General features: G+C 52.9%; 25 protein-coding genes. 7 read left to right on the top strand and 18 right to left on the bottom strand.

Features of this window, described 5'->3' with window-relative positions; all coding sequences use genetic code 11:
* Positions 1-99 precede the first annotated feature (99 nt).
* The gene (locus QQ91_RS21275; protein ID WP_166278304.1) at positions 100-1,434 is read left to right on the top strand and encodes a homoserine dehydrogenase; all 1,335 of its coding nucleotides are present in this window, start codon (positions 100-102) and stop codon (positions 1,432-1,434) included.
* A 437-nt stretch (positions 1,435-1,871) separates the two neighbouring features.
* On the opposite strand, the gene QQ91_RS21270 is transcribed toward QQ91_RS21275, so the two are convergent.
* The 10 genes from QQ91_RS21270 to QQ91_RS21225 form a co-directional block, all read right to left on the bottom strand.
* The gene (locus QQ91_RS21270; protein ID WP_166278302.1) at positions 1,872-4,172 is read right to left on the bottom strand and encodes a CHASE2 domain-containing protein; all 2,301 of its coding nucleotides are present in this window, start codon (positions 4,170-4,172) and stop codon (positions 1,872-1,874) included.
* 183 nt (positions 4,173-4,355) lie between these two features.
* Entirely contained in the window at positions 4,356-5,414 is a 1,059-nt protein-coding gene (locus QQ91_RS21265; protein ID WP_166278299.1) for a DUF1822 family protein, read from the bottom strand.
* Between the two features lie 23 nt (positions 5,415-5,437).
* Positions 5,438-6,064: a sigma-70 family RNA polymerase sigma factor gene (locus QQ91_RS21260; protein ID WP_166278296.1), complete on the bottom strand. Its 627-nt coding sequence runs from the start codon at positions 6,062-6,064 to the stop codon at positions 5,438-5,440.
* 106 nt (positions 6,065-6,170) lie between these two features.
* Positions 6,171-6,338 carry a CAB/ELIP/HLIP family chlorophyll-binding protein gene (locus tag QQ91_RS21255; RefSeq protein WP_166278293.1) on the bottom strand — a complete coding sequence of 56 codons (168 nt, stop codon included), beginning with the start codon at positions 6,336-6,338 and terminating at the stop codon, positions 6,171-6,173.
* A gap of 208 nt (positions 6,339-6,546) precedes the next feature.
* Positions 6,547-6,666, bottom strand: a complete 120-nt coding sequence (locus QQ91_RS21250; RefSeq protein ID WP_166278290.1) for a photosystem II reaction center protein J — start codon at positions 6,664-6,666, stop codon at positions 6,547-6,549.
* A gap of 36 nt (positions 6,667-6,702) precedes the next feature.
* The gene (psbL, locus tag QQ91_RS21245) at positions 6,703-6,816 is read right to left on the bottom strand and encodes a photosystem II reaction center protein PsbL (protein ID WP_166278287.1); all 114 of its coding nucleotides are present in this window, start codon (positions 6,814-6,816) and stop codon (positions 6,703-6,705) included.
* A gap of 10 nt (positions 6,817-6,826) precedes the next feature.
* On the bottom strand, positions 6,827-6,958 hold the full coding sequence (psbF, locus tag QQ91_RS21240) for a cytochrome b559 subunit beta (protein ID WP_166278284.1): 132 nt from the start codon (positions 6,956-6,958) through the stop codon (positions 6,827-6,829).
* A 5-nt stretch (positions 6,959-6,963) separates the two neighbouring features.
* The gene (gene psbE / locus QQ91_RS21235; protein WP_166278281.1) at positions 6,964-7,218 is read right to left on the bottom strand and encodes a cytochrome b559 subunit alpha; all 255 of its coding nucleotides are present in this window, start codon (positions 7,216-7,218) and stop codon (positions 6,964-6,966) included.
* Between the two features lie 133 nt (positions 7,219-7,351).
* The gene (locus QQ91_RS21230; RefSeq protein ID WP_166278278.1) at positions 7,352-8,347 is read right to left on the bottom strand and encodes a photosynthesis system II assembly factor Ycf48; all 996 of its coding nucleotides are present in this window, start codon (positions 8,345-8,347) and stop codon (positions 7,352-7,354) included.
* A gap of 5 nt (positions 8,348-8,352) precedes the next feature.
* The gene (locus tag QQ91_RS21225; RefSeq protein WP_166278275.1) at positions 8,353-8,688 is read right to left on the bottom strand and encodes a rubredoxin; all 336 of its coding nucleotides are present in this window, start codon (positions 8,686-8,688) and stop codon (positions 8,353-8,355) included.
* Between the two features lie 232 nt (positions 8,689-8,920).
* On the opposite strand from QQ91_RS21225, the gene petM reads away from it, so the two are divergent.
* The 3 genes from petM (at position 8,921) to QQ91_RS21210 (ending at position 10,150) form a co-directional block, all read left to right on the top strand.
* Positions 8,921-9,022, top strand: coding sequence for a cytochrome b6-f complex subunit PetM (petM, locus tag QQ91_RS21880; RefSeq protein ID WP_166278272.1), 102 nt, complete (start codon positions 8,921-8,923; stop codon positions 9,020-9,022).
* Between the two features lie 244 nt (positions 9,023-9,266).
* A complete protein-coding gene (locus QQ91_RS21215) occupies positions 9,267-9,587 on the top strand; it encodes an NAD(P)H-quinone oxidoreductase subunit 3 (protein ID WP_201277241.1) in 321 nt (106 codons plus the stop codon).
* A gap of 20 nt (positions 9,588-9,607) precedes the next feature.
* Positions 9,608-10,150, top strand: coding sequence for an NAD(P)H-quinone oxidoreductase subunit J (locus QQ91_RS21210; protein WP_166278266.1), 543 nt, complete (start codon positions 9,608-9,610; stop codon positions 10,148-10,150).
* 206 nt (positions 10,151-10,356) lie between these two features.
* Here QQ91_RS21210 and QQ91_RS21205 read toward each other — a convergent pair whose 3' ends face one another.
* Positions 10,357-10,671 carry a slr1957 family protein gene (locus tag QQ91_RS21205; RefSeq protein ID WP_166278263.1) on the bottom strand — a complete coding sequence of 105 codons (315 nt, stop codon included), beginning with the start codon at positions 10,669-10,671 and terminating at the stop codon, positions 10,357-10,359.
* A 681-nt stretch (positions 10,672-11,352) separates the two neighbouring features.
* Here QQ91_RS21205 and QQ91_RS21200 point away from each other — a divergent pair.
* The 3 genes from QQ91_RS21200 to coaBC all read left to right on the top strand — a co-directional run bounded on the left by QQ91_RS21200 (position 11,353) and on the right by coaBC (position 13,164).
* On the top strand, positions 11,353-11,574 hold the full coding sequence (locus QQ91_RS21200; RefSeq protein ID WP_166278260.1) for a DUF2811 domain-containing protein: 222 nt from the start codon (positions 11,353-11,355) through the stop codon (positions 11,572-11,574).
* A 130-nt stretch (positions 11,575-11,704) separates the two neighbouring features.
* Positions 11,705-11,911, top strand: coding sequence for a protein IsiD (gene isiD / locus QQ91_RS21195; protein WP_166278257.1), 207 nt, complete (start codon positions 11,705-11,707; stop codon positions 11,909-11,911).
* 56 nt (positions 11,912-11,967) lie between these two features.
* The gene (gene coaBC, locus QQ91_RS21190) at positions 11,968-13,164 is read left to right on the top strand and encodes a bifunctional phosphopantothenoylcysteine decarboxylase/phosphopantothenate--cysteine ligase CoaBC (protein ID WP_250833431.1); all 1,197 of its coding nucleotides are present in this window, start codon (positions 11,968-11,970) and stop codon (positions 13,162-13,164) included.
* Here the strand turns inward: coaBC and QQ91_RS21185 are convergent.
* The 7 genes from QQ91_RS21185 to QQ91_RS21155 are packed head-to-tail and all read right to left on the bottom strand — an operon-like array spanning position 13,161 to position 17,935.
* A complete protein-coding gene (locus QQ91_RS21185; protein WP_166278254.1) occupies positions 13,161-14,468 on the bottom strand; it encodes a metallophosphoesterase family protein in 1,308 nt (435 codons plus the stop codon). The two genes, coaBC and QQ91_RS21185, sit on opposite strands and share 4 nt — an antisense overlap.
* A 31-nt stretch (positions 14,469-14,499) precedes the next feature.
* A complete protein-coding gene (gene rpmE / locus QQ91_RS21180) occupies positions 14,500-14,718 on the bottom strand; it encodes a 50S ribosomal protein L31 (RefSeq protein ID WP_166278251.1) in 219 nt (72 codons plus the stop codon).
* A gap of 37 nt (positions 14,719-14,755) precedes the next feature.
* Positions 14,756-15,166 carry a 30S ribosomal protein S9 gene (gene rpsI, locus QQ91_RS21175; protein ID WP_166278248.1) on the bottom strand — a complete coding sequence of 137 codons (411 nt, stop codon included), beginning with the start codon at positions 15,164-15,166 and terminating at the stop codon, positions 14,756-14,758.
* Positions 15,166-15,621, bottom strand: a complete 456-nt coding sequence (gene rplM, locus QQ91_RS21170) for a 50S ribosomal protein L13 (protein WP_166278245.1) — start codon at positions 15,619-15,621, stop codon at positions 15,166-15,168. Before rplM ends, rpsI begins: the two co-directional genes overlap by 1 nt.
* A 44-nt stretch (positions 15,622-15,665) precedes the next feature.
* Positions 15,666-16,559: a tRNA pseudouridine(38-40) synthase TruA gene (truA, locus tag QQ91_RS21165; RefSeq protein WP_166278242.1), complete on the bottom strand. Its 894-nt coding sequence runs from the start codon at positions 16,557-16,559 to the stop codon at positions 15,666-15,668.
* 22 nt (positions 16,560-16,581) lie between these two features.
* A complete protein-coding gene (rplQ, locus tag QQ91_RS21160) occupies positions 16,582-16,932 on the bottom strand; it encodes a 50S ribosomal protein L17 (RefSeq protein WP_166278239.1) in 351 nt (116 codons plus the stop codon).
* A 58-nt stretch (positions 16,933-16,990) separates the two neighbouring features.
* Complete coding sequence (locus QQ91_RS21155) at positions 16,991-17,935, bottom strand: DNA-directed RNA polymerase subunit alpha (RefSeq protein WP_166278235.1); 945 nt, start codon at positions 17,933-17,935, stop codon at positions 16,991-16,993.
* Between the last annotated feature and the right edge of the window lie 20 nt (positions 17,936-17,955).

Here is a 17,955-nt window from a genome sequence, read left to right as displayed (position 1 = left end):
GCGGGGTCCGGTCAACCATCAAGGGTAGACCATCACGAGTTCCCGCTGCATTGATACCGTTTAGTTCATGTTTATTTAGATCGATTGGGGCACTTCGCCGTGGGTTTCAAAGTTGGACTGCTGGGATTAGGGACAGTGGGAACTGGAATTGTACAGATTCTCCAGACCCCTCAAGGTCGTCATCCGATCTTGCAAAGGCTAGAGCTTGCTGCCGTGGGCGTGCGCTCCCTCGAGAAGCCCCGATCGGTGGCCCTGGACTCAGGGCTGCTGACCACCGACTTGGCAGCGATTGTCACCCACCCTGAGATCGACATTGTGGTGGAGGTCATTGGCGGCCTTGAACCAGCGCGATCGCTCATTCTCAAAGCTATTGAACATGGCAAACATGTGGTGACCGCGAATAAAGCCGTCATTGCCCGCTACGGGGATGAAATTTTTACCGCGGCCAACGATGCAGGGGTTTACGTCATGTTGGAGGCAGCGGTTGCTGGGGGCATTCCTGTTATTCAACCGATGAAACAGTCCCTTGGTGGTAATCAAATTCGTTCCGTGACCGGAATCTTAAACGGAACCACCAACTACATCTTGACCCAGATGCAAGAATCTGGAGGAGATTTCAATGCAATCCTGGCAGAGGCGCAAAGGCTGGGCTATGCCGAAGCAGACCCCACCGCAGATATCGATGGCCTGGACGCGGGCGATAAGATTGCGATTTTAGCCTCTCTGGCCTTCGGCGGACGCATTAAGCTCGATCAGGTGCATCGGGAAGGTATCCGCCACATCACTGCCGCGGATATTACCTATGCCGATAAGCTGGGATTCGTCATTAAGCTGTTGGCGATCGCCAAGGCAACCGTAGATCCCTCCGCCGGCGGGGTTTCCCCCATGGAGGATCCCCAAATGTTAGATGTTCGCGTGCATCCCACCTTGGTCCCCAAGGAACATCCCCTGGCCAGTGTCAATGACGTGTTCAATGCCATTTTGATTGAAGCTGACCCCCTTGGACAGGTCATGTTTTTCGGCCCAGGGGCCGGGGCTGGCCCCACAGCCAGCGCGGTGGTGGCTGATGTCATTAACGTTGCAGCGCTGATCCATGCCCATCCTGATGCAGACACCCAGGGCTACATGCATCCACTGCTCGCCTGCTCCCACAAGCACTATTCGGAGATTGCCCCCATTGCCGGCATTAAAACCCGCTTTTTTACACGTCTAATCACCCATGATCATCCTGGGGTAATTGGCAGCATTGGCACGGCGTTTGGAGAGCACCACGTCAGCCTGGAATCTATTGTGCAAACCGATACCCAGCAAGACCGAGCAGAAATTGTCGTGGTGACGCACCATGTCCAGGAAGGCCAGTTCCGTCAAGCCCTGGACCAGATTGATCGCCTGGCTGCGGTCAACTGTATCGATAGCGTTTTGCGAGTTCTCTAGCGACTGCTGCCGCCCCGTAACCGGCCAGTGGGTCGTCCGCGGTCAGGAATCATCGAACTCGACAGAGTCGTTGATGGGGAGAGCCAATGGCTCCGGTTCGAAGCCGAACTCCCGGGGGTCGTGGGACGGAACAGGTCATCCGCTTTCCGTAATCTCCCAGGGATCGCGAAGGGGGACCGCGAGGACTCTAGCGCCCATTGCTCCGAAGCTGAGGGCCAAAGGGACAGCATGCCTACCCATGCCAGGCTGATCCAAGCTGTATGTATCCAAAGCTGTTTCAACATTGGTAGCATCGCGGAAACTACAGGTCCAACCCGAGACCCAAGGCTCAAGCCCGCAGACCAACTTCAGCATCGGCGGATCTGCCCTGGGCGTCGATACGGAAAAGTTCAGCTGTTTTTATAAAGTTATGTAAACTCTGCCTGGCCTGGGGGCAATCAGCTCCCCCGACGACCGCTGGGCCCCAGAGAAAATCCCAACCTGCTGACGGTAGCAACGGTCAGCACTGCGATCGCTGCGGGTGCCAAAGGAACCCAAAGCCCGCCCAACAAGCTGCCATAGCTGATGAGGATCAGCCCCCCCAGGATGATGCCAATCCCCATACCGGCAGGAATAGGCCGCCTGGGTCTCCATAGGGTTAGGCTGCCCCACCCTAAAATCCAGAGGCCATCTAACCAGAGGGGGAGTGGTCTTAGCAGCGGGCGATCGTCCAGAGTCGCGCTGAGCAGCTGGCTTGCCATGTGCGCTTGCACAAACACGCCAGGGATCCTGTGATGTTCAGGTGCGCCGTAGGGCGTTTCCCAAAAATCGCTGCTGGTTTGGGCTGTTACCCCCACCAGAACCAGGCGGTCGCGGAACAGCTGCGGCGGAATTTGCTCTGCAATCACCTGCTTCAGGGTGACTCGGGGGGCAATAGCTTTGAGGTCGTCCAGCGCACGGTAACTGAGTAAAATTTGGTGTCCTCGGGCATCAATGCCCTGATAGCCTCCGCTATGGGATCGAAGCGGGGTAAAGCTTCTGCCTCCCAGCATGAAGCGCCCTGTCCTGTCCCTCGGGGAGAAGCGTGGTTGAATACCCATCTTCAGGAGGTAGTGCAAGACGACCTGGGATGAGAGTGCCCAAGGAGTGGCACAGATTTGGCTCAATTCGGGTGTCATAAACAACAGCTGCCGACGCACAACCCCATCCTCATCTTCCAGAAAATCGCTAAAACCGATGCGATGGTGGGGAAATCCTTGCGGCGGGGCAACCCCAAATACATCCACCTGTGGATCCGGGCTTTTACAAACGCCGATAAATTCAGTGTGGTCAGCAAAGAACTGGGTGAGTTCTGGGCTTTGCAGGGGATTATCTCGATAAATATCCAGCCCCACGACTCGCGGTTGGTAACGATGCAGGGTCTGAACGAGCTGCAGGAGGTCTGTCTCCGTGATGGATCCTTGCTCGGCGCGAGCCTGCTGTACCGCCGCCTCATCCACCTCAACAATCACCAGGCGCGGATCACCCGTCTCGGGAAGCCTTCGACGCATCAGCTGGTCCAGGGTCCATAGCTCTAAGCTTTGTAAACTTCCCAGGGTACGGATTGCTAATATCATCAGTCCCACAACGAGTACTGTCCATAGCCCCTGCCCCCGCTTCGGCAGCACACTCCCAGAGGCGATCGCCTCCTGCGCGGCGTCCCTCGAGGGCTGCGGCGAGTCCTGCAGACCAATTGAATCCTCAGGGGAAGGCGGCAGCGGCCAAGTCGGGGCCGGGCAGCTGGGATTACACATGAGGACTGGTAACCAGGTGGCACAGGGATAATCTGCCTCTAGTGCCTCCAGGCGCTGACGAGCCTGCTCAAAGGCGACCTCCAGCGCCTCTCCAGTGGCGTAGGCCAACAGGAAATAGCGCAGAAAAGACTGGGCCACAGGGTCAGGAACCGCTTCGCGCATGGTGATAATGAAGGGGATTTTATGCTGCACAAACTCTTGAGCAATGGCCAGCCCATCGCAGGAGTTAAAAATCGCCAGCCGTAATCCCTGACGGGCCGATCTCTGGAGGGCGTAGCGCATCAGTCCAATCGGAGTCCAGCGTTGGGCTGCAAGGACCACTTCGCCCTGGGACGCCTGGCCCCGGCTATGCCCAGCAAAAAAGAAAATATCCCAAGGTTGAGCCCAGAGTGAATCGGTCAACAGCTGCTGGGTTGGCGCTTGAATGAGGTGCAGATCAGCCCTGGGGAGATCCTTCAAAGCAGCAAGGTCTCCCTGCAGATCCATGTGGGCATCCGGACTCAACACCGCCAGAATACGAACCTGCGCCTGGGGGGCCTGGGTTCGGTGCAACGGCAAAGACTCGTAGCGTCCTGGCACCATCACCAGGGTCAGGTGCGGAAAATTTGCCAGAATTTCCCAATTCTGCCAGGGAAGACGCTGTAGGTCCACGCTGGATGACTGCACTAAGATTCGCCCCCCGTCCTGGGGATTGAGAAAGCGCAGCAACATCTCACGAATGGGTCGAAACGCCTCAGCCCTCAACCACTGATTAAACGCCTCCTGCAAGGCCTGAGAGTCACGCTGACAGTTCTCGCGATGGGAAATATTAGTGGGCTCTCCCTCTAGGGGTTCTAGACGATGAGATCCCCCCCAGCATCGATAGCTCAATTGCCAAGATTGGTATATCTGCTCAAGCGCTTCGTTGGGCGGCAACCTCCCCTGGCTAGAGCCGGTTTGTCCCTGGGACAGATCTGTCCAGGTCAAGGAAGCGGTAAATCCTTGCGAATAGTTTCCATCCGAGAATTGAAGAATTGCCTGTGTGACCACCATCGATGTTGCGCCTAGGGTCCCCCAGAGATCTGGGCGAGAATGTTACGTCTGGGTCAAGAGAGGCTTGCGCTGCAGAATATGGATTTGATCAGAGCAAAGTTGGAGGGCCGATTCTGCTCAAACCTGAAAAAAATCGCGACTCACAAATTCGTTAACGGTCACTTGCACGGTGAATCTCTCCCCAGGTTGTCCACGAAACTGAAGCTGCAAATAGTTGTCCTCCTGACGAGACGTTGCCTGCATAAACCCAGCCCCCGCTCCATCCAGGACGGCAAATTTTACATTGGGCATCAGGCAAGCGGGGGAGTTTTGCGGATGCAGTTGTAAACAAATTTGCGCTCCTCGCTCCGCCTCAGGAGTAACCTCCACCACCAAAACGAGGGAGGGGATCAGCGCTAAATCCTCCTCATGGGTGGGGTTTATCCACTCCAACAGCTTTGCCCGTCGAATCACCCCTTCTCTCGGCCCACTGACCGATGGGGAAGCGTTCTCTTGCGCACCTTGAGCCAGTGATCGGGGTTTTGGGGCAAATGCTGTATTTTGATCGCCGCGAAACCCGAGATTCCAGGTAAAAACCGTGGACGCGATCAAGGCATCCACCGCTTGCCATTCATGGCTCACTATTCCCCTGAGCCAGTCCTGGAGACAACACCGGGGCGGGGATACAGGCGGCGAGGTAGAGACGAACTCCAGCCGCTGCGCCTTTAATTCGCTCAGACATTCCAGAAGGGCTTCCACGGGCTGAAGTGTAGACAAATCGACCGTTTCTTGATTCACAGATCTCAAAAATCCGTGAATCAAAGCTTGGGACCGTGCCGGATTGATTTCCACAAAGACATATCCAATGCGATCGCCCCAAACCTCTGGCGGAATAGAGCTGAGATTGGCCCCTGGCAAAACCACCCGACATTCTAAACGCCCCAGTCCCACCACCTGCAGGTCCGCTACATCAGCGCACAGCTGCACCACCGGATTGAGAAGATCGGTATTGGCAGACGTAGACTCAATCGCCATGAGCCGTAAAAAACCAGCCACCGCAGCCACTGATAGTGCATTATCATTGACTCGCCGGACCAACTCAGGCAGGGTTTGATCGGACGCCAGCCGCGCTGCAAAGGCTCTGTCAGCCAGGGTGATGGGGAGTGACAGGCTTCTAGAACTCAGGGAGGACATCATTGCAAGTTTTGAATGGACTTCTATTATAGATATCCTTGAAATTGCCCAAACTTATGCAAGCGGGGTAAACATTGGCGCTGATAAAAACTGCTTAAGGTTGAAATTGAGATATTGAACTGGGCCGAGAGCTGTTTCCAACTTTGCTCCGGAGGCAGACGCTCTAAGATGAGCCGCCGACAATTGAGATCGGGTCGGTCTTGAATGTAAATCTGGACTAGTTCAGGATCGCTCTCGGCCCAGGATCGCACCTCTTCCAGAATCGGCGGGACTTCAAGACCTACAGGTTCATGAATCTGAGAGAGATCGACTTGCTTGAGCTGATCATGATGTGCCGCGGCCAAATCCCGTAGCCGCCACTTTAGATATCGATTCAGCCAAGTCAAAATTGAACCGCGAGTCGCATCATAGGCTGCGCCACTTCCCGCCTCACAGATATTCTGGCAAAAGTATAGCCAGGTTAGCTGCAACGCATCTTCATAGTAGGGGGAGGACTCATGCCACAGGCGACCTGACGCGGTGACTTGACGAATAATCCGAGTGAGCCGTAGCTGACGCTGCACATGCCCGGCGGGATAGCGACAGGCTTCACGCTGTAGCTTCAGCAAATCTGCATTTAAAGAGCCACAGTCACGATGATCAATAGGCAGCATGTCAAATGAGTCAATGGATCTACACCCCACAGCCTTGAACTGAGGGTCCAAAATCAAGAAAACTAAGACTTCATCCTCCTGAAAGAGGCGTGGTGCCCCTTAAAGCCTACAGAATTCCCCAAAAATGCAGAATTCCTTGATGCGCAAAGAACTCCACCAGCAGAATACCAATAAAACCAATCATGGCAAACCGACCATTCCAAATTTCGGCCTGAGGAGAAAATCCAAAGATAATTGCATTTCGATTCTTAATTGGTCCTGTAGGTTGAGTCATGGTGGGCTTTCAGATATGGGTTTGGAAACGATTCGTCCCTTCATTAACAATTGTAATAAACCCTCAACCGCCAGGTCGATGGCCAGAAAAATTTGTGACCGTTCCTGTTAAATTCCATGGGTTGAGTGTCAAAAGATTAAAAACCGGAGGAAGCTCGATTTAAATTGGGCTTCCTCCGGTTTAATTGGTTGTCCAGCTTTAAAGCAGCTTAGATTCCCGCTCCGATCCCTGCATAGGATCCATAGAAAAATACGCCGAGGACCACCAGAATTCCGGTCCCTGCAACGGTTGCCACCAACCAGAGGGGGATTTTTCCTCCTTCAGACACAGACTTATCCTCCTGATTCAATGAGTTGAAGTTCAATTAGTTGAAGAAATAGCTAGAAAATAGTAGCGCCAACACGAACACGAGTAGCAGTCCCAAATAGAGGGACGTGCGATTTAATTCGACTGGCTGCTTATTCGGATTTGGTTCCATCAAAACGCTCCTACCGATGAATAAACTGCATCGCAGTAATGGCCCCTAGGAAAAACACAGAGGGAACGGCTAACGTGTGAACCGCCAGCCAGCGAACCGTGAAAATCGGGTAGGAAATCGGTTGATTCGGGGTACTTGTCATGGTTGTTACTGAAGTCCTTTTACAAAATCGGTGATTTGCTCAGTTCCTTCATATCGGTCCGACACAATGGGAGCAGACTGCTGAGCTTGACTAAAGTACTCATCAGGTCGAGGTGTCCCAAAGGCATCGTAGGCAAGACCTGTACTTACGAATAACCACCCTGCAATAAATAGTGCGGGGATAGTGATGCTGTGGATCACCCAGTATCTGACGCTTGTAATAATGTCTGAAAATGGACGTTCGCCGGTAGAACCTGCCAATGTTATGCCCTCCTAATCAACACAGTTAAATTAAATATAGAGTCAAATGGATGCTCTAGACGCAATTCTTAAACGAGGCGCTTTTCCTCATCATACGAAACCAGGGGATCTCTGCACAAGCTGACCAGCGCTTCTAGGCTTGTTCAACATATCGCAGCAAGGTACCATCCTGACCGGTGATAAACCCCAAATCTTGATCAAAGAATAGAACCCGATAGAGATTCGAGGGAACGTTCTCCACAGACGGATCTACGCTCCAGCTTTCCCCTCCATCCTTGCTACAGAGCAGGCGCCCTGATCCGCCGCTGACCCAAAGCTCGTTCGGGGTACGATATCCAATATCCAACAGACCAATCCCGCTGGCCGGGGCTGGATTTTCAGGATTACTCCAGTCATCACTGGTGGAATTGTCTAAAAACTGAATCAGTCCACCTCGGTTGAGCATCCACATCTTGCCATCGGGGGCGAAACCCATGTTCTGGACGCGCTTTGAACTATTGCGGTTGTGAGGCTCCCAGGAGTCCTGACCAGGGCGCCAAATCGAGTAAAAGCTTCCCCTCGATGAGACGGCAACGTATTGACCGTCGACCGAGCGATTGACGTTGCGTGTTACTCCAAAGGCTTCCTTCACCAATGCAGTCCAGTTCTGTCCAGCATCTTGAGTGCTGTAAATAGCCCCCACATCAGTCACCATTTCCGCGGACTGCGGACCGACTGCAACCACTTTGACTGGGTTCCCCGGCAATCTAGAACTCAGAGAAATCCGATTCCAGTTCTGACCTCCGTCCTCCGTATGGAGCAGTATGGAGGGCTCCCCAACAGCCCAACCTTCATTACCAGAAAAACTAATGGCGTTGAATCGATACTCCGGTCCATCGGTCTCCAGGGTTCTCAAGGACCATGTTTGTCCTCCGTCCTGAGTTTCCATCAGGGTGGAATGGTTGCCCACCAACCAGCCGTGGTTGTGGTCAATAAAACTAAGGTCCTGAATTGTGGCGTCCGTTTCTAATGCCACCGGCACCCAGGGGCTCGACTCAAGGGAGGGCAGAGCGGAGCATGCAGTACAAAAAGCAAGAACCGCGAGGGTGACTAAGGCAAAGCGGACAAACTTTTGAAAGGAGCTGATCATAAAACTTAGCTAAACCCATAAAAACTCAGCAATAGAAGAACCAAAGCCCCAAGGACACTGAATATCAAAATGTTCTTCTGGCCCGGCGTCAAGGTATTTACGCCAATGCCATAGCGCAAATTTTCTTCAAATCCCGAGGGCTTACCTGCTGGCCCTACATTTTTAAACTTTGAAGGCGCAGCCCCACACACGGGGCACAGCCAATCTTCCGGTAAGTCTTTAAAGGCTGTCCCTCCAGGGATTTGACTGCGATTGTCCCCCTTTGTGGGTTCGTACTGGTAACCACAAACACGACATTCGTATCGATCGAGGGGAGAGGAAACATCAACTTCGGCTGACATGACGATTGCTACCGTAAGTTTAAAACTTTGTAAACTATTATGACATAGTCCCACACCATCTCGATGGAGAGTTGACACTCGGATCTCGGCCTTCAGCATCTCCGGCAAGACCTCGGGGCCATTGAGCGCTCAAACCGTTTGATTCTGCTTGACAGAGCGCCCCAAGAACCAGTAATCAAGTTAGGAGGATCAATTATTTTTTAAACTGGGCTTAAAGGCAGGTTTCTAAACAATGGGCAGTGAAATTATTACCACGGCAATTATTATTCCGGCGTTGGTCATGGTTGGCCTCGGGTTGGGATACTTACTTCTTAAGGTCGCTCCAGATGATTAATCTGGCGCTTCGGTATAGTGGGGGAATAGAAGTGGGGTCCCGGACTTGCACCGGTCAACTACAAGCTCACAAGCCTGGAAGTTAACTCCTGAATTGCTCTAGCCCCCCTGAGGCTTGTCTGGCTGGGTTGGATGCGTGGGAAGCCCTCTTTAAGGCTGAAAAGTAGATGTCCGCGATGTTTCAAAATTAGGCAAAAGAAAACGTGTTTGTTCTCAGCGGTTACGAATATCTCTTGGGCTTTTTAATGGTCTGTGCCCTCGTTCCTGGCCTAGCCTTGAGCGCATCTAAGCTGCTTCGCCCCAGCACAAGAGGACCAGAACGACTCACCACCTACGAGTCTGGCATGGAACCAGTGGGGGGGGCATGGATCCAGTTCAATATTCGCTATTATATGTTTGCTTTGGTCTTCGTCATTTTTGACGTTGAGACAGTGTTCCTTTATCCCTGGGCAGTTGCATTCCATAAATTGGGGGTTCTTGCCTTCATCGAGGCCTTAATTTTTATCGCCATCCTGATTGTGGGGTTGGTGTATGCCTGGCGTAAAGGCGCACTGGAGTGGTCCTAGCTGTCTACTAGAGAGAAATCATGAGTGAGTCACCATCATCTCAGCCCCAATCCGGATCGGCGGAGTCTGAGGAAAATGCCCTTGTTACTGCAGGTCCGGTGAGCCAAATTTTATCGCAGGAGGGTTTGGTACATACCTCAGAGGCAGTGGATCACCTCGGAGTCGAGCAAATTCGCGTGGAAAGAGCGCATTTTATAAGCGTGGCTCAGGCGATCTACCGTCAGGGGTTTAACTACTTGCAGTGCCAAGCCGGATACGATCAAGGTCCAGGACAAGATCTGGTCAGTGTTTATCACCTTATTAAAGTTGCGGAGGGTACTCAGCAGCCCGAGGAAGTGCGTCTTAAGGTATTTTTACCCCGCGAAGATCCGCGCATGCCGTCCGCCTACTGGATCTGGAAGACGGCTGATTGGCAGGAGCGAGAGACTTATGACATGTATGGAATCGTCTATGAAGGACACCCTAACTTAACTCGTATCTTGATGCCGGAGGATTGGGTGGGCTGGCCCCTGCGGAAGGACTACATCAGCCCAGACTTTTATGAGTTACAGGACGCCTATTAAGGGCCTATCCAATCCCTCTCATGAGATGCTCTGTTGCCAAGACTGTTGCCAAGATTCGTTACTATGAAAGGCCATTAACTTCCTTGGGAGTCCCCTGTGCAGGGGGCTTTTTTTTGCTCTGTGAGTTTTGCCTTGCGAGTTTTGCCTGAGTTGTCCTCTGCCAGACGTACGATCCTCCCGCTCACCCGGTGAGCGGGGCCTGACTGCTAGGCATCGTCTAACAGACCCACCGCGATTGCAGCGCATGCAAAGGCGGCAATTAGGGGCATTGGCGAATGGGAAAGCGTCGTGAGAACCCCGGCCAAGGCAGTGGCCACCAGCGCCAGCCCCAGGCAGATCTGACGCTTGCCGCTCAAGCGCTGCTGCAGGTAAAAAGATTCAATAGCCTGGGCTGGGAGCGGAAGCGGCATGACACTCCCAGGGGGGAAGGCCCAAAACTGATAGCGCTCTACAAACAAGTCGGTCCATCCATGGTCTTGGCACCAGCGATTTAAATACTGATAAATGGGATGGGACATCATATCTTCTGTTTTATCTCTTTTGATTCAACCCTCAATGCCAACTCGCTACGCCCACAGATGCCAAATCATCGGAATAGCAACGTCTGGAGCAGCAAAAATCAAGGTAATTTGAGCCTAGCAAACCCCCTTCCTCAGCCCCTCGAAATCTCATAAAACTTAATTTACAAGCGTGAAGGACTCTCATCCGAAGGGGATTCTCTAGTGGAAGGCTTTAGCGAGGGGCCTTCTCCAAGGTTCGATTCAAAGTCCCCTGCAGAAAATTTGGGGTCTGGTTCAATCCATAAAATATTTTTATCAGTCAGTCAGGCGGTGCCGGATTCGCCCCCGTTTTCCACAGGTTTTCCACAGGTTTTCCACAGGGCAGGGGAAGTTTTCCACAGTTTGGCGGCCGTTTTCCACAGCCTTTTACGGTGAAGTGGGGGCTCGCTTGATTCCTGGGGATTACGAGGCCAAGAGGCCCGCATCTGGCCTTAATATTAATTTTCATCACAAAAATTCGAGAAATTGCTTGAAACTCCGTTGGACAGGAGTGAAATTTTGCCGGTTTTTTACCGGCGTAGAGCATTGACAACCCTCCCCATCGATCCCCGACAATGGGGCGACCCGAGCAAAGTTGGTGGCTGAAAGGGTGCTAACTGTTCGGGGTGTCCAACCATACATTAGGGTCGTTTACGAATGCTCATGAACTCTGCCGTCAGCATTGTTGCCGAAATTCCAGAGGAGCTTCATGAAACGCTGAAGAGTTACCTAGTCGACCATCCTGACTGGGATCAGGATCGGGTGTTCGTCGCGGCGCTCTCGCTGTTTCTGATGCAAAACAACGGAAGCGATCGCCGGGCCGCCCGGGTCTACCTAGATACCTTGTTTAATCGTTCAGAAAATCGTTCAGACCGGGCGTCCTAGGCAGTGAGCTTGGGGTGGAAGAATTTAGGTTAGACTGATCTCAGGATCTGGGCTTGCCTTGTGGACGTACAGTGAACGACTGCAGTGGACCCAGGTTTAAAGCAGCCAGCCTGGAGAGGAGCGGTGCGTTATGGGTAACCCCGAAGCAGTGAACTTTGAACGTTTCACGGAAGAAGAGGTAAATCGCCTCGCTCAACGACTTGAAAACGATGACTATGAGACGCCCTTTGCAGCGCTAGAGGATTGGCATTTGCTCCGTGCCCTAGCGTTTCAACGGCCAGAACTCGTCGATCCCTATGTTTACCTGCTAGATCTAGAGGCCTTTGACGAGTCCTAGGCATGTTAAAGGTTTAGAGCGATCTTCTAAACACCTTCGTTGGGATTCGCACTCTGTTGAACAACGTTTTAATTGGAATTGGCGGCGGTATTGCCGCCTATAAGGTTTGCTCCCTGATTTCAGCTCTGGCGAAGACTGGGGAGGCGGTGCGAGCTATCTTGTCCCCCCAAGGGGCTAAGTTTGTCACGCCGCTGACCCTGTCTACTCTTTGTCGATCTCCTGTTTATCTGGAAGCTGACTTGTGGTCCCCTTCGCAGGCGCGACCGCTCCATATCGAGTTGGGAGAGTGGGCCACAACCTTGTTAATTGCGCCACTCACAGCAAACACCCTGGCAGAACTCAGTCACGGATTTGCGACTAGCTTGATGGGCAACACGGTTTTAGCCTCTAGTGCCCCTGTGTTATTGGCACCGGCGATGAATACAACCATGTGGCAGCAGCCTGTGGTGCAGGAGAACTTTCGACGCCTCCTGGAACAACCTCGGTTCCATTCTATTGGTCCAGACTTTGGCGTGCTCGCTTGTGACGCTGTCGGACCCGGTAAGATGGTGGATCCCCAACAGCTTTTTGCCTATTTAGAGTCCCTAGGCTATTCGGGGGGAAAGCGAGACTTGAGCGGGAAACATATTCTGGTGACCGCCGGAGGCACACGGGAATATCTAGACCCGGTGCGCTTCATTGGCAACCCCTCAACGGGCAAAATGGGCCTCTCCCTTGCCTTGGCTGCAGCGCATCGAGGTGCAACGGTCCAGTTGGTTGTCGGCCCTAGGGTTGAGGTGCCGATTGGATTGTCAATTCAAGGGACCACCATTACCAGCGCTGCTGAAATGCAGCAGGCTTTGCAACGCCTTTTTCCCCAAGCAGACTGGCTGTTGATGGCAGCTGCTGTTGCGGATTTTAAGCCTGCAACCTACCATCCCACCAAGCTGCCTAAGGTGGCGATCGCCGATCGCCTGGAGCTGGAAGCTGTGCCGGATCTCCTACAGATGTTGTCTGCGCAAAAAAAGCCCCATCAAAAGCTGATCGGCTTTGCGGCGCAAACTGGGGATATGGTGGCACCAGCGGCGAAAAAGCTGGTGCAAAAGGGTTTAGACGCGATTGTGGCCAATCCGATCGATCAGCCAGAGGCAGGATTCGGAAGCGATCGCAATCGCGCCGTTTGGATGACCCCTCAGCTTCCTCCAGTGGTTATACCAACCCAAAGCAAGCTGTCCCTGGCGCATCGTATCCTGGATTTAGCCCTAACCCTCTAGGAACTCGGCTCTGGTGGGGAAATTAACGAGGGGGCTTCTTGAGATGAAGGAGACTGAGGTTGAAGAAGGGTTTCTACGAACTGATAGAGATCAGCATCCGGAGCTTGGGATAAAATTTGATGCTTTAGATCAATGAGTCCCTGGGAGAAAAACTCAGCTTGATCCCGATACTGGGCATGGGCCGCCACAAAATCTTGGAAAATCGTCCGCTCAATCTCTAGGCGCGGGGGTAAATGATCGGCTTGATCAATGTAGGTTTCATATTCAACCGCAGTAACCTCATACTTGAGCAGAAAAATCAAGGCTTGAGTGCACTGCTGTAATTGCCCCTGCCACTCGCGTAGGTTAATCTCGAAACGGTCAAATCCGGCATTGCCGGTAATTTTTAGCTCTACAATTGCCGACTGGGTCCTACCTTGCTCAGCGTGAGTTTGCACCAAGGCATTCACCGCATTGACAAATTCTGTCCGCGTTTGCTGGGCCGTGAGCCTGTAGCTCAATCGATAAATCGGTCGTTGCCGATAGGTCCGCTTGAGTTGAGCCGTGACCCCGCTCCGATCGATCTCAACCCAATAGACGCCACGCGGATTTTGTTCTTGATTTTCAATAATACTGTTGGCCTCAATGGACCCAGGATTATAAATCCAATCTTCAACACTGTAGGCTCGATGGATATGCCCCAAGGCTAAATAGTCGATTCCGGCCTCTCGCAGCGGCAAAAAATCCTGATAGCGGAGCGCGCCTGCGTAGCGTGACACGTACCCCTCTAAGCCATGATGAAACATCATCACCGTATGCTCCGGTCCAGGCGGTAGACGATCAATCTGCTGAGCCAACGTTTGGATAGCGAGGGGCGCTGCTGCACCATACCACTGGGACCCAATCACCCGGACCCCGCAGTCCAGGTCAAAGTATCCGCCTGACTTGGTCTCAGCGGACCAGGGAACTAGTCTTCCCTCTTCGTCAGGTTCCAGCAGGATGAGATAGTCCCAATCGGCCAGATACCTGAGCCAGCTTGTGCGAGTTCCGTAGGGACGATAGTCGTGATTTCCCTCAATGGCAAAGACAGGAATGCCAGCTTCCGAAAGGCGACCCAGGCACAACTTAGCTTGATTGAGCACCGACGGCAAAACCTGGCGGTACTCAAACAGATCGCCAGATATCAGCACAAAGTCGACCGCTGGATGAACGGCATACTGAGTCAACGCATCATTGAAGGCTTCATAAAAGTCTCGGGTCCTTTGGACCGTCCCGTACTTATCAAACCCAAGATGCACATCCGCTAGGTGAAGAAATCGCGGCATGGGCACGCCCCGAAGCGCTAGCAGAAGCTACTTACTTGCTCTCCGCAGACATACCATACTTGCGCAGGAAGCGCTCAACTCGACCTTCGGTATCAATAATCTTTTGGGTACCGGTGTAAAAGGGATGGTTCCCAGACCAAATATCAACGTGAAGTTCGGGTTTTGTGGACCCAACGGTCATAACTACCTCCCCGTCGCAATAAACCTTTGCTTCTGGATACCACTCGGGATGAATATCAGACTTCGCCATGGCTACAAAATAGAAAATTGTGGACAGAAATAGAGCGTTAGCGCTTTGAATATTGTGGCGCTTTTCGTGCCTTCTTGAGGCCGTACTTCTTGCGCTCTTTAGAGCGAGGGTCTCGGGTTAGATAACCCTCTAGCTTAAGGGGCTTGCGGTTTTCTGGATCGAGCTGACACAGCGCCCTAGCCACGCCGAGGCGAATCGAATCGGCTTGACCAGTCAAGCCGCCCCCTCGTGCGTTGGCAATAATGTCATACTCGTTCTCTAACCCCAAGGACTCCAGAGGTGCTTTAGCGATCGCCAAGTATGCTGGATTAAACTGCAGGTATTCCTCTCCAGGCTGTCCGTTGACGGTCATCTGTCCTGATCCGGGTACTAATCGCACTCGGACAACCGATGACTTCCGGCGTCCGGTACCAAAGTAATTCACTCGATTGGAATCAGTGGCTTGCATTAGGCTTTCTCTCCAGCAATAGTGTTAACGGTAAGGACTTCAGGTTTCTGAGCTTGATGGGGATGATCTGGCCCGGCGTAAACCTTAAGCTTTGTAAACAGCTGACGCCCGAGGGCATTTTTCGGAAGCATTCCCTTCACAGCCGTCTCAACAATCCGCTCCGGAATTCGAGCTTGGAGCTGACTAAAGGTTTCCACCTTCATCCCACCCGGACGGCCAGAGTGACGACGATATAGCTTTTGTTCCCGCTTGCGCCCGGTCACTTCCACTTTATCGGCATTAACGACGATGACAAAGTCACCAGTATCCATAAATGGGGTGTAGGTGGGCTTATTTTTGCCACGTAAAATCATGGCGATTTGGGTGGCTAGGCGTCCCAATCTCTGGTTCTGGGCATCAATCACGTACCACTTTTGCTCGAGGGAGTCTTTCTGAGGAAGATAGGTCTTTTCCATGGTGTTTCACATCAAGAGGAATAAAGAAGGCAAAGGAGAATAGGTCAGGATGGCGACGCCATGGGACTAACCTGGGTCAAGTCGGAGGGCGGTGGGGTAAGCACCAGCCTCGGAAAGGTGTCAAACCAGACCTCTGGCTTGAACGGGAAATCTGCATAGCCCACCCGCAGCAGGCACAGCCCCTTTGCAGGGGCGGAATACTTCACTTGATCACGCCGCTCGTTTTTCCAAAGCTCAGTAAACCCATCGGGTGAAAGCAAGCCTCGGCCCACTTGAACCAAGAGCCCCATCAGCAGCCGCATCATGCCGTACAAAAATCCCTTAGCTTGTACCTCCACCTGAATCAAAGATTCAGAGATGTGAGAGGACCCCAAACGAAGGCGATCGCAGAACACCTCCTGCACCTCCACCCAGGAATGGCGACGCTGAGAACCAGCCCGATGAAACGCCGACAAATGATGGCGCCCCAATAAGGGATTCAGGGCGGCTTGCATCTGGGCAATATCTAAAGGCTCATAGTAGTAATGCCACACAAAGGGACGTAGAAACAAATTGGGCCGGGCATCGGTGTAAAGGGTGTAGCGGTAGCGCCGCCAACTGGCCGAATACTGAGCATTCCAGCTTTGGGATACCTGGGCTGAACCGCGCACCAAGATATCATCGGGAAGCCGGGCATTGAGGACACTGGCCCAGCGACTGGCCGGAATGGGAGCTGTCGTATCAAAGTGAGCCACCTGGGCTGCAGCGTGAACGCCCGCATCGGTTCGCCCCGCCCCACAGACGGTCACCGGATGATCCACCACTGCTAAAATCGCATTTTCGAGGGATTCCTGCACTGTCCGCTGTTGGGGCTGCCGCTGCCAGCCATGAAAATGAGTGCCCACGTATTGAATCACGAGGGCAACTCTTGTTGAGAGATTGGAGGAAACAGCGGACATCACACCTACGGCTCAGTAAAATCTAGGCCAGCTCGATAATGGCCATTTCTGAATTATCCCCGCGCCGCCGGATCGTACGGATAATGCGAGTATAGCCCCCCTGGCGATCGCCATAGCGATCCTGAGCCTGGGCAAACAGGGCATGGACCAGCTGTTTATCATACATATAGCCCAGAGCCCGGCGACGGGCCGCTAAGGACCCGTCCTTGGCCAGGGTAATCATGTGCTCGACTTCAGAGCGAACCGCCTTAGCCCTAGCCTTGGTCGTTGTCACCCGACCGTGACGGATCAGTTCAGTGGTCAGCGATCGCAGAAGGGCCTTGCGCTGGTCAGCAGGCTTTCCTAATTGGGGGACACGGCAACGATGACGCATGGTTTTTCTCTCAAAGTAACAAACTCAACAAATGGATATCAACGCAAGTCAGAGGGCGCTACGCCTTCTTAGACTTCTCGGTGGGCATGGTAATTCCCAAGTTATCCTTGAGTGCCTGAATCACCTCTTCAGCAGACTTTGCACCAAAGTTTTTAATTTCGAGCAAATCTTCCTGGGTATATTCCAACAGGTCAGCAACGCTGTTAATTTGAGCCCGCTTCAGGCAGTTGTAGGCCCGGACCGATAGATTCAGACCCTCAATGGGGATTTGATTGCTCTCATCCTCCTCCTCAAGTTCTTGATCCTCGACCGGGGTAAAGGTGACATCTTTCAAGGGATTAAACAGGTCTACCAAAATTGTTGCGGCCTGTCCCAGGGCTTCCTGCGGCGTTAAGCTACCATCGGTCCAAACGTCTAGAGTCAGCTTATCCTTTTCAAGGTTGCCGCCAACCCGCGTATCTTCAACGGCGTAGTTGACCTTCTTGACCGGCATGTAAACGGCATCCACTTGCATGAAATCAAGCGCCGATGACTCATCTCGATTCTTCTCTACGGGCTGATACCCTCTTCCCTGTTCAATTTTGATTTCCATCTCCAGGGTCGCCTCATCGGAGAGCGTGGCAACGTACTGTTCAGGGTTAATGACCTCAATATCAGGGGGAAGCTCGAAGTTCCCGGACTTGACCGTTGCGGGTCCGCGCATGATCAAGCGACCAATTTGAGGCTCCGGACTGTGACTGCGAAGGACCAGCTGCTTGAGGTTCAGCAAAATGTCCAGCACATCTTCACGAACCCCCGGAATGGTGGCAAACTCGTGGGTCACCCCGGCAATTCGCACCGATGTAATCGCCGCACCCTTAAGATTCGCCAGCAGCACACGCCGCAAAGCATTGCCAACGGTAATGCCCTGGCCTCGGTCTAACGGCTCAAAAATAAACTTTCCGTACTGACTGAAATCACTGTCAACAACGGACTCAACACATTCAACCTGAAATTGCCCCACTACAGTCCTCCCTAGTCGAT

It is taken from the genome of Lyngbya confervoides BDU141951 (assembly GCF_000817775.3).
Lineage (GTDB): Bacteria > Cyanobacteriota > Cyanobacteriia > Thermosynechococcales > Thermosynechococcaceae > Lyngbya > Lyngbya confervoides.
Note: the sequence above shows the minus strand (reverse complement) of the source record. Positions and strands in the feature narration are given on the sequence as shown.

Excerpts from the sequence above, each read along its gene's own strand:
- QQ91_RS21265 (WP_166278299.1), bottom strand. The coding sequence starts at position 5,414 with ATGATGTCCTCCCTGAGTTCTAGAAGCCTGTCACTCCCCATCACCCTG.
- QQ91_RS21260 (WP_166278296.1), bottom strand. The coding sequence starts at position 6,064 with ATGCTGCCTATTGATCATCGTGACTGTGGCTCTTTAAATGCAGATTTG.
- QQ91_RS21255 (WP_166278293.1), bottom strand. The coding sequence starts at position 6,338 with ATGACTCAACCTACAGGACCAATTAAGAATCGAAATGCAATTATCTTT.
- psbL (WP_166278287.1), bottom strand. The coding sequence starts at position 6,816 with ATGGAACCAAATCCGAATAAGCAGCCAGTCGAATTAAATCGCACGTCC.
- psbF (WP_166278284.1), bottom strand. The coding sequence starts at position 6,958 with ATGACAAGTACCCCGAATCAACCGATTTCCTACCCGATTTTCACGGTT.
- QQ91_RS21230 (WP_166278278.1), bottom strand. The coding sequence starts at position 8,347 with ATGATCAGCTCCTTTCAAAAGTTTGTCCGCTTTGCCTTAGTCACCCTC.
- QQ91_RS21225 (WP_166278275.1), bottom strand. The coding sequence starts at position 8,688 with ATGTCAGCCGAAGTTGATGTTTCCTCTCCCCTCGATCGATACGAATGT.
- petM (WP_166278272.1), top strand. The coding sequence starts at position 8,921 with ATGGGCAGTGAAATTATTACCACGGCAATTATTATTCCGGCGTTGGTC.
- QQ91_RS21215 (WP_201277241.1), top strand. The coding sequence starts at position 9,267 with ATGGTCTGTGCCCTCGTTCCTGGCCTAGCCTTGAGCGCATCTAAGCTG.
- QQ91_RS21210 (WP_166278266.1), top strand. The coding sequence starts at position 9,608 with ATGAGTGAGTCACCATCATCTCAGCCCCAATCCGGATCGGCGGAGTCT.
- QQ91_RS21205 (WP_166278263.1), bottom strand. The coding sequence starts at position 10,671 with ATGATGTCCCATCCCATTTATCAGTATTTAAATCGCTGGTGCCAAGAC.
- QQ91_RS21200 (WP_166278260.1), top strand. The coding sequence starts at position 11,353 with ATGAACTCTGCCGTCAGCATTGTTGCCGAAATTCCAGAGGAGCTTCAT.
- isiD (WP_166278257.1), top strand. The coding sequence starts at position 11,705 with ATGGGTAACCCCGAAGCAGTGAACTTTGAACGTTTCACGGAAGAAGAG.
- QQ91_RS21185 (WP_166278254.1), bottom strand. The coding sequence starts at position 14,468 with ATGCCGCGATTTCTTCACCTAGCGGATGTGCATCTTGGGTTTGATAAG.
- rpmE (WP_166278251.1), bottom strand. The coding sequence starts at position 14,718 with ATGGCGAAGTCTGATATTCATCCCGAGTGGTATCCAGAAGCAAAGGTT.
- rpsI (WP_166278248.1), bottom strand. The coding sequence starts at position 15,166 with ATGCAAGCCACTGATTCCAATCGAGTGAATTACTTTGGTACCGGACGC.
- rplM (WP_166278245.1), bottom strand. The coding sequence starts at position 15,621 with ATGGAAAAGACCTATCTTCCTCAGAAAGACTCCCTCGAGCAAAAGTGG.
- truA (WP_166278242.1), bottom strand. The coding sequence starts at position 16,559 with ATGTCCGCTGTTTCCTCCAATCTCTCAACAAGAGTTGCCCTCGTGATT.
- rplQ (WP_166278239.1), bottom strand. The coding sequence starts at position 16,932 with ATGCGTCATCGTTGCCGTGTCCCCCAATTAGGAAAGCCTGCTGACCAG.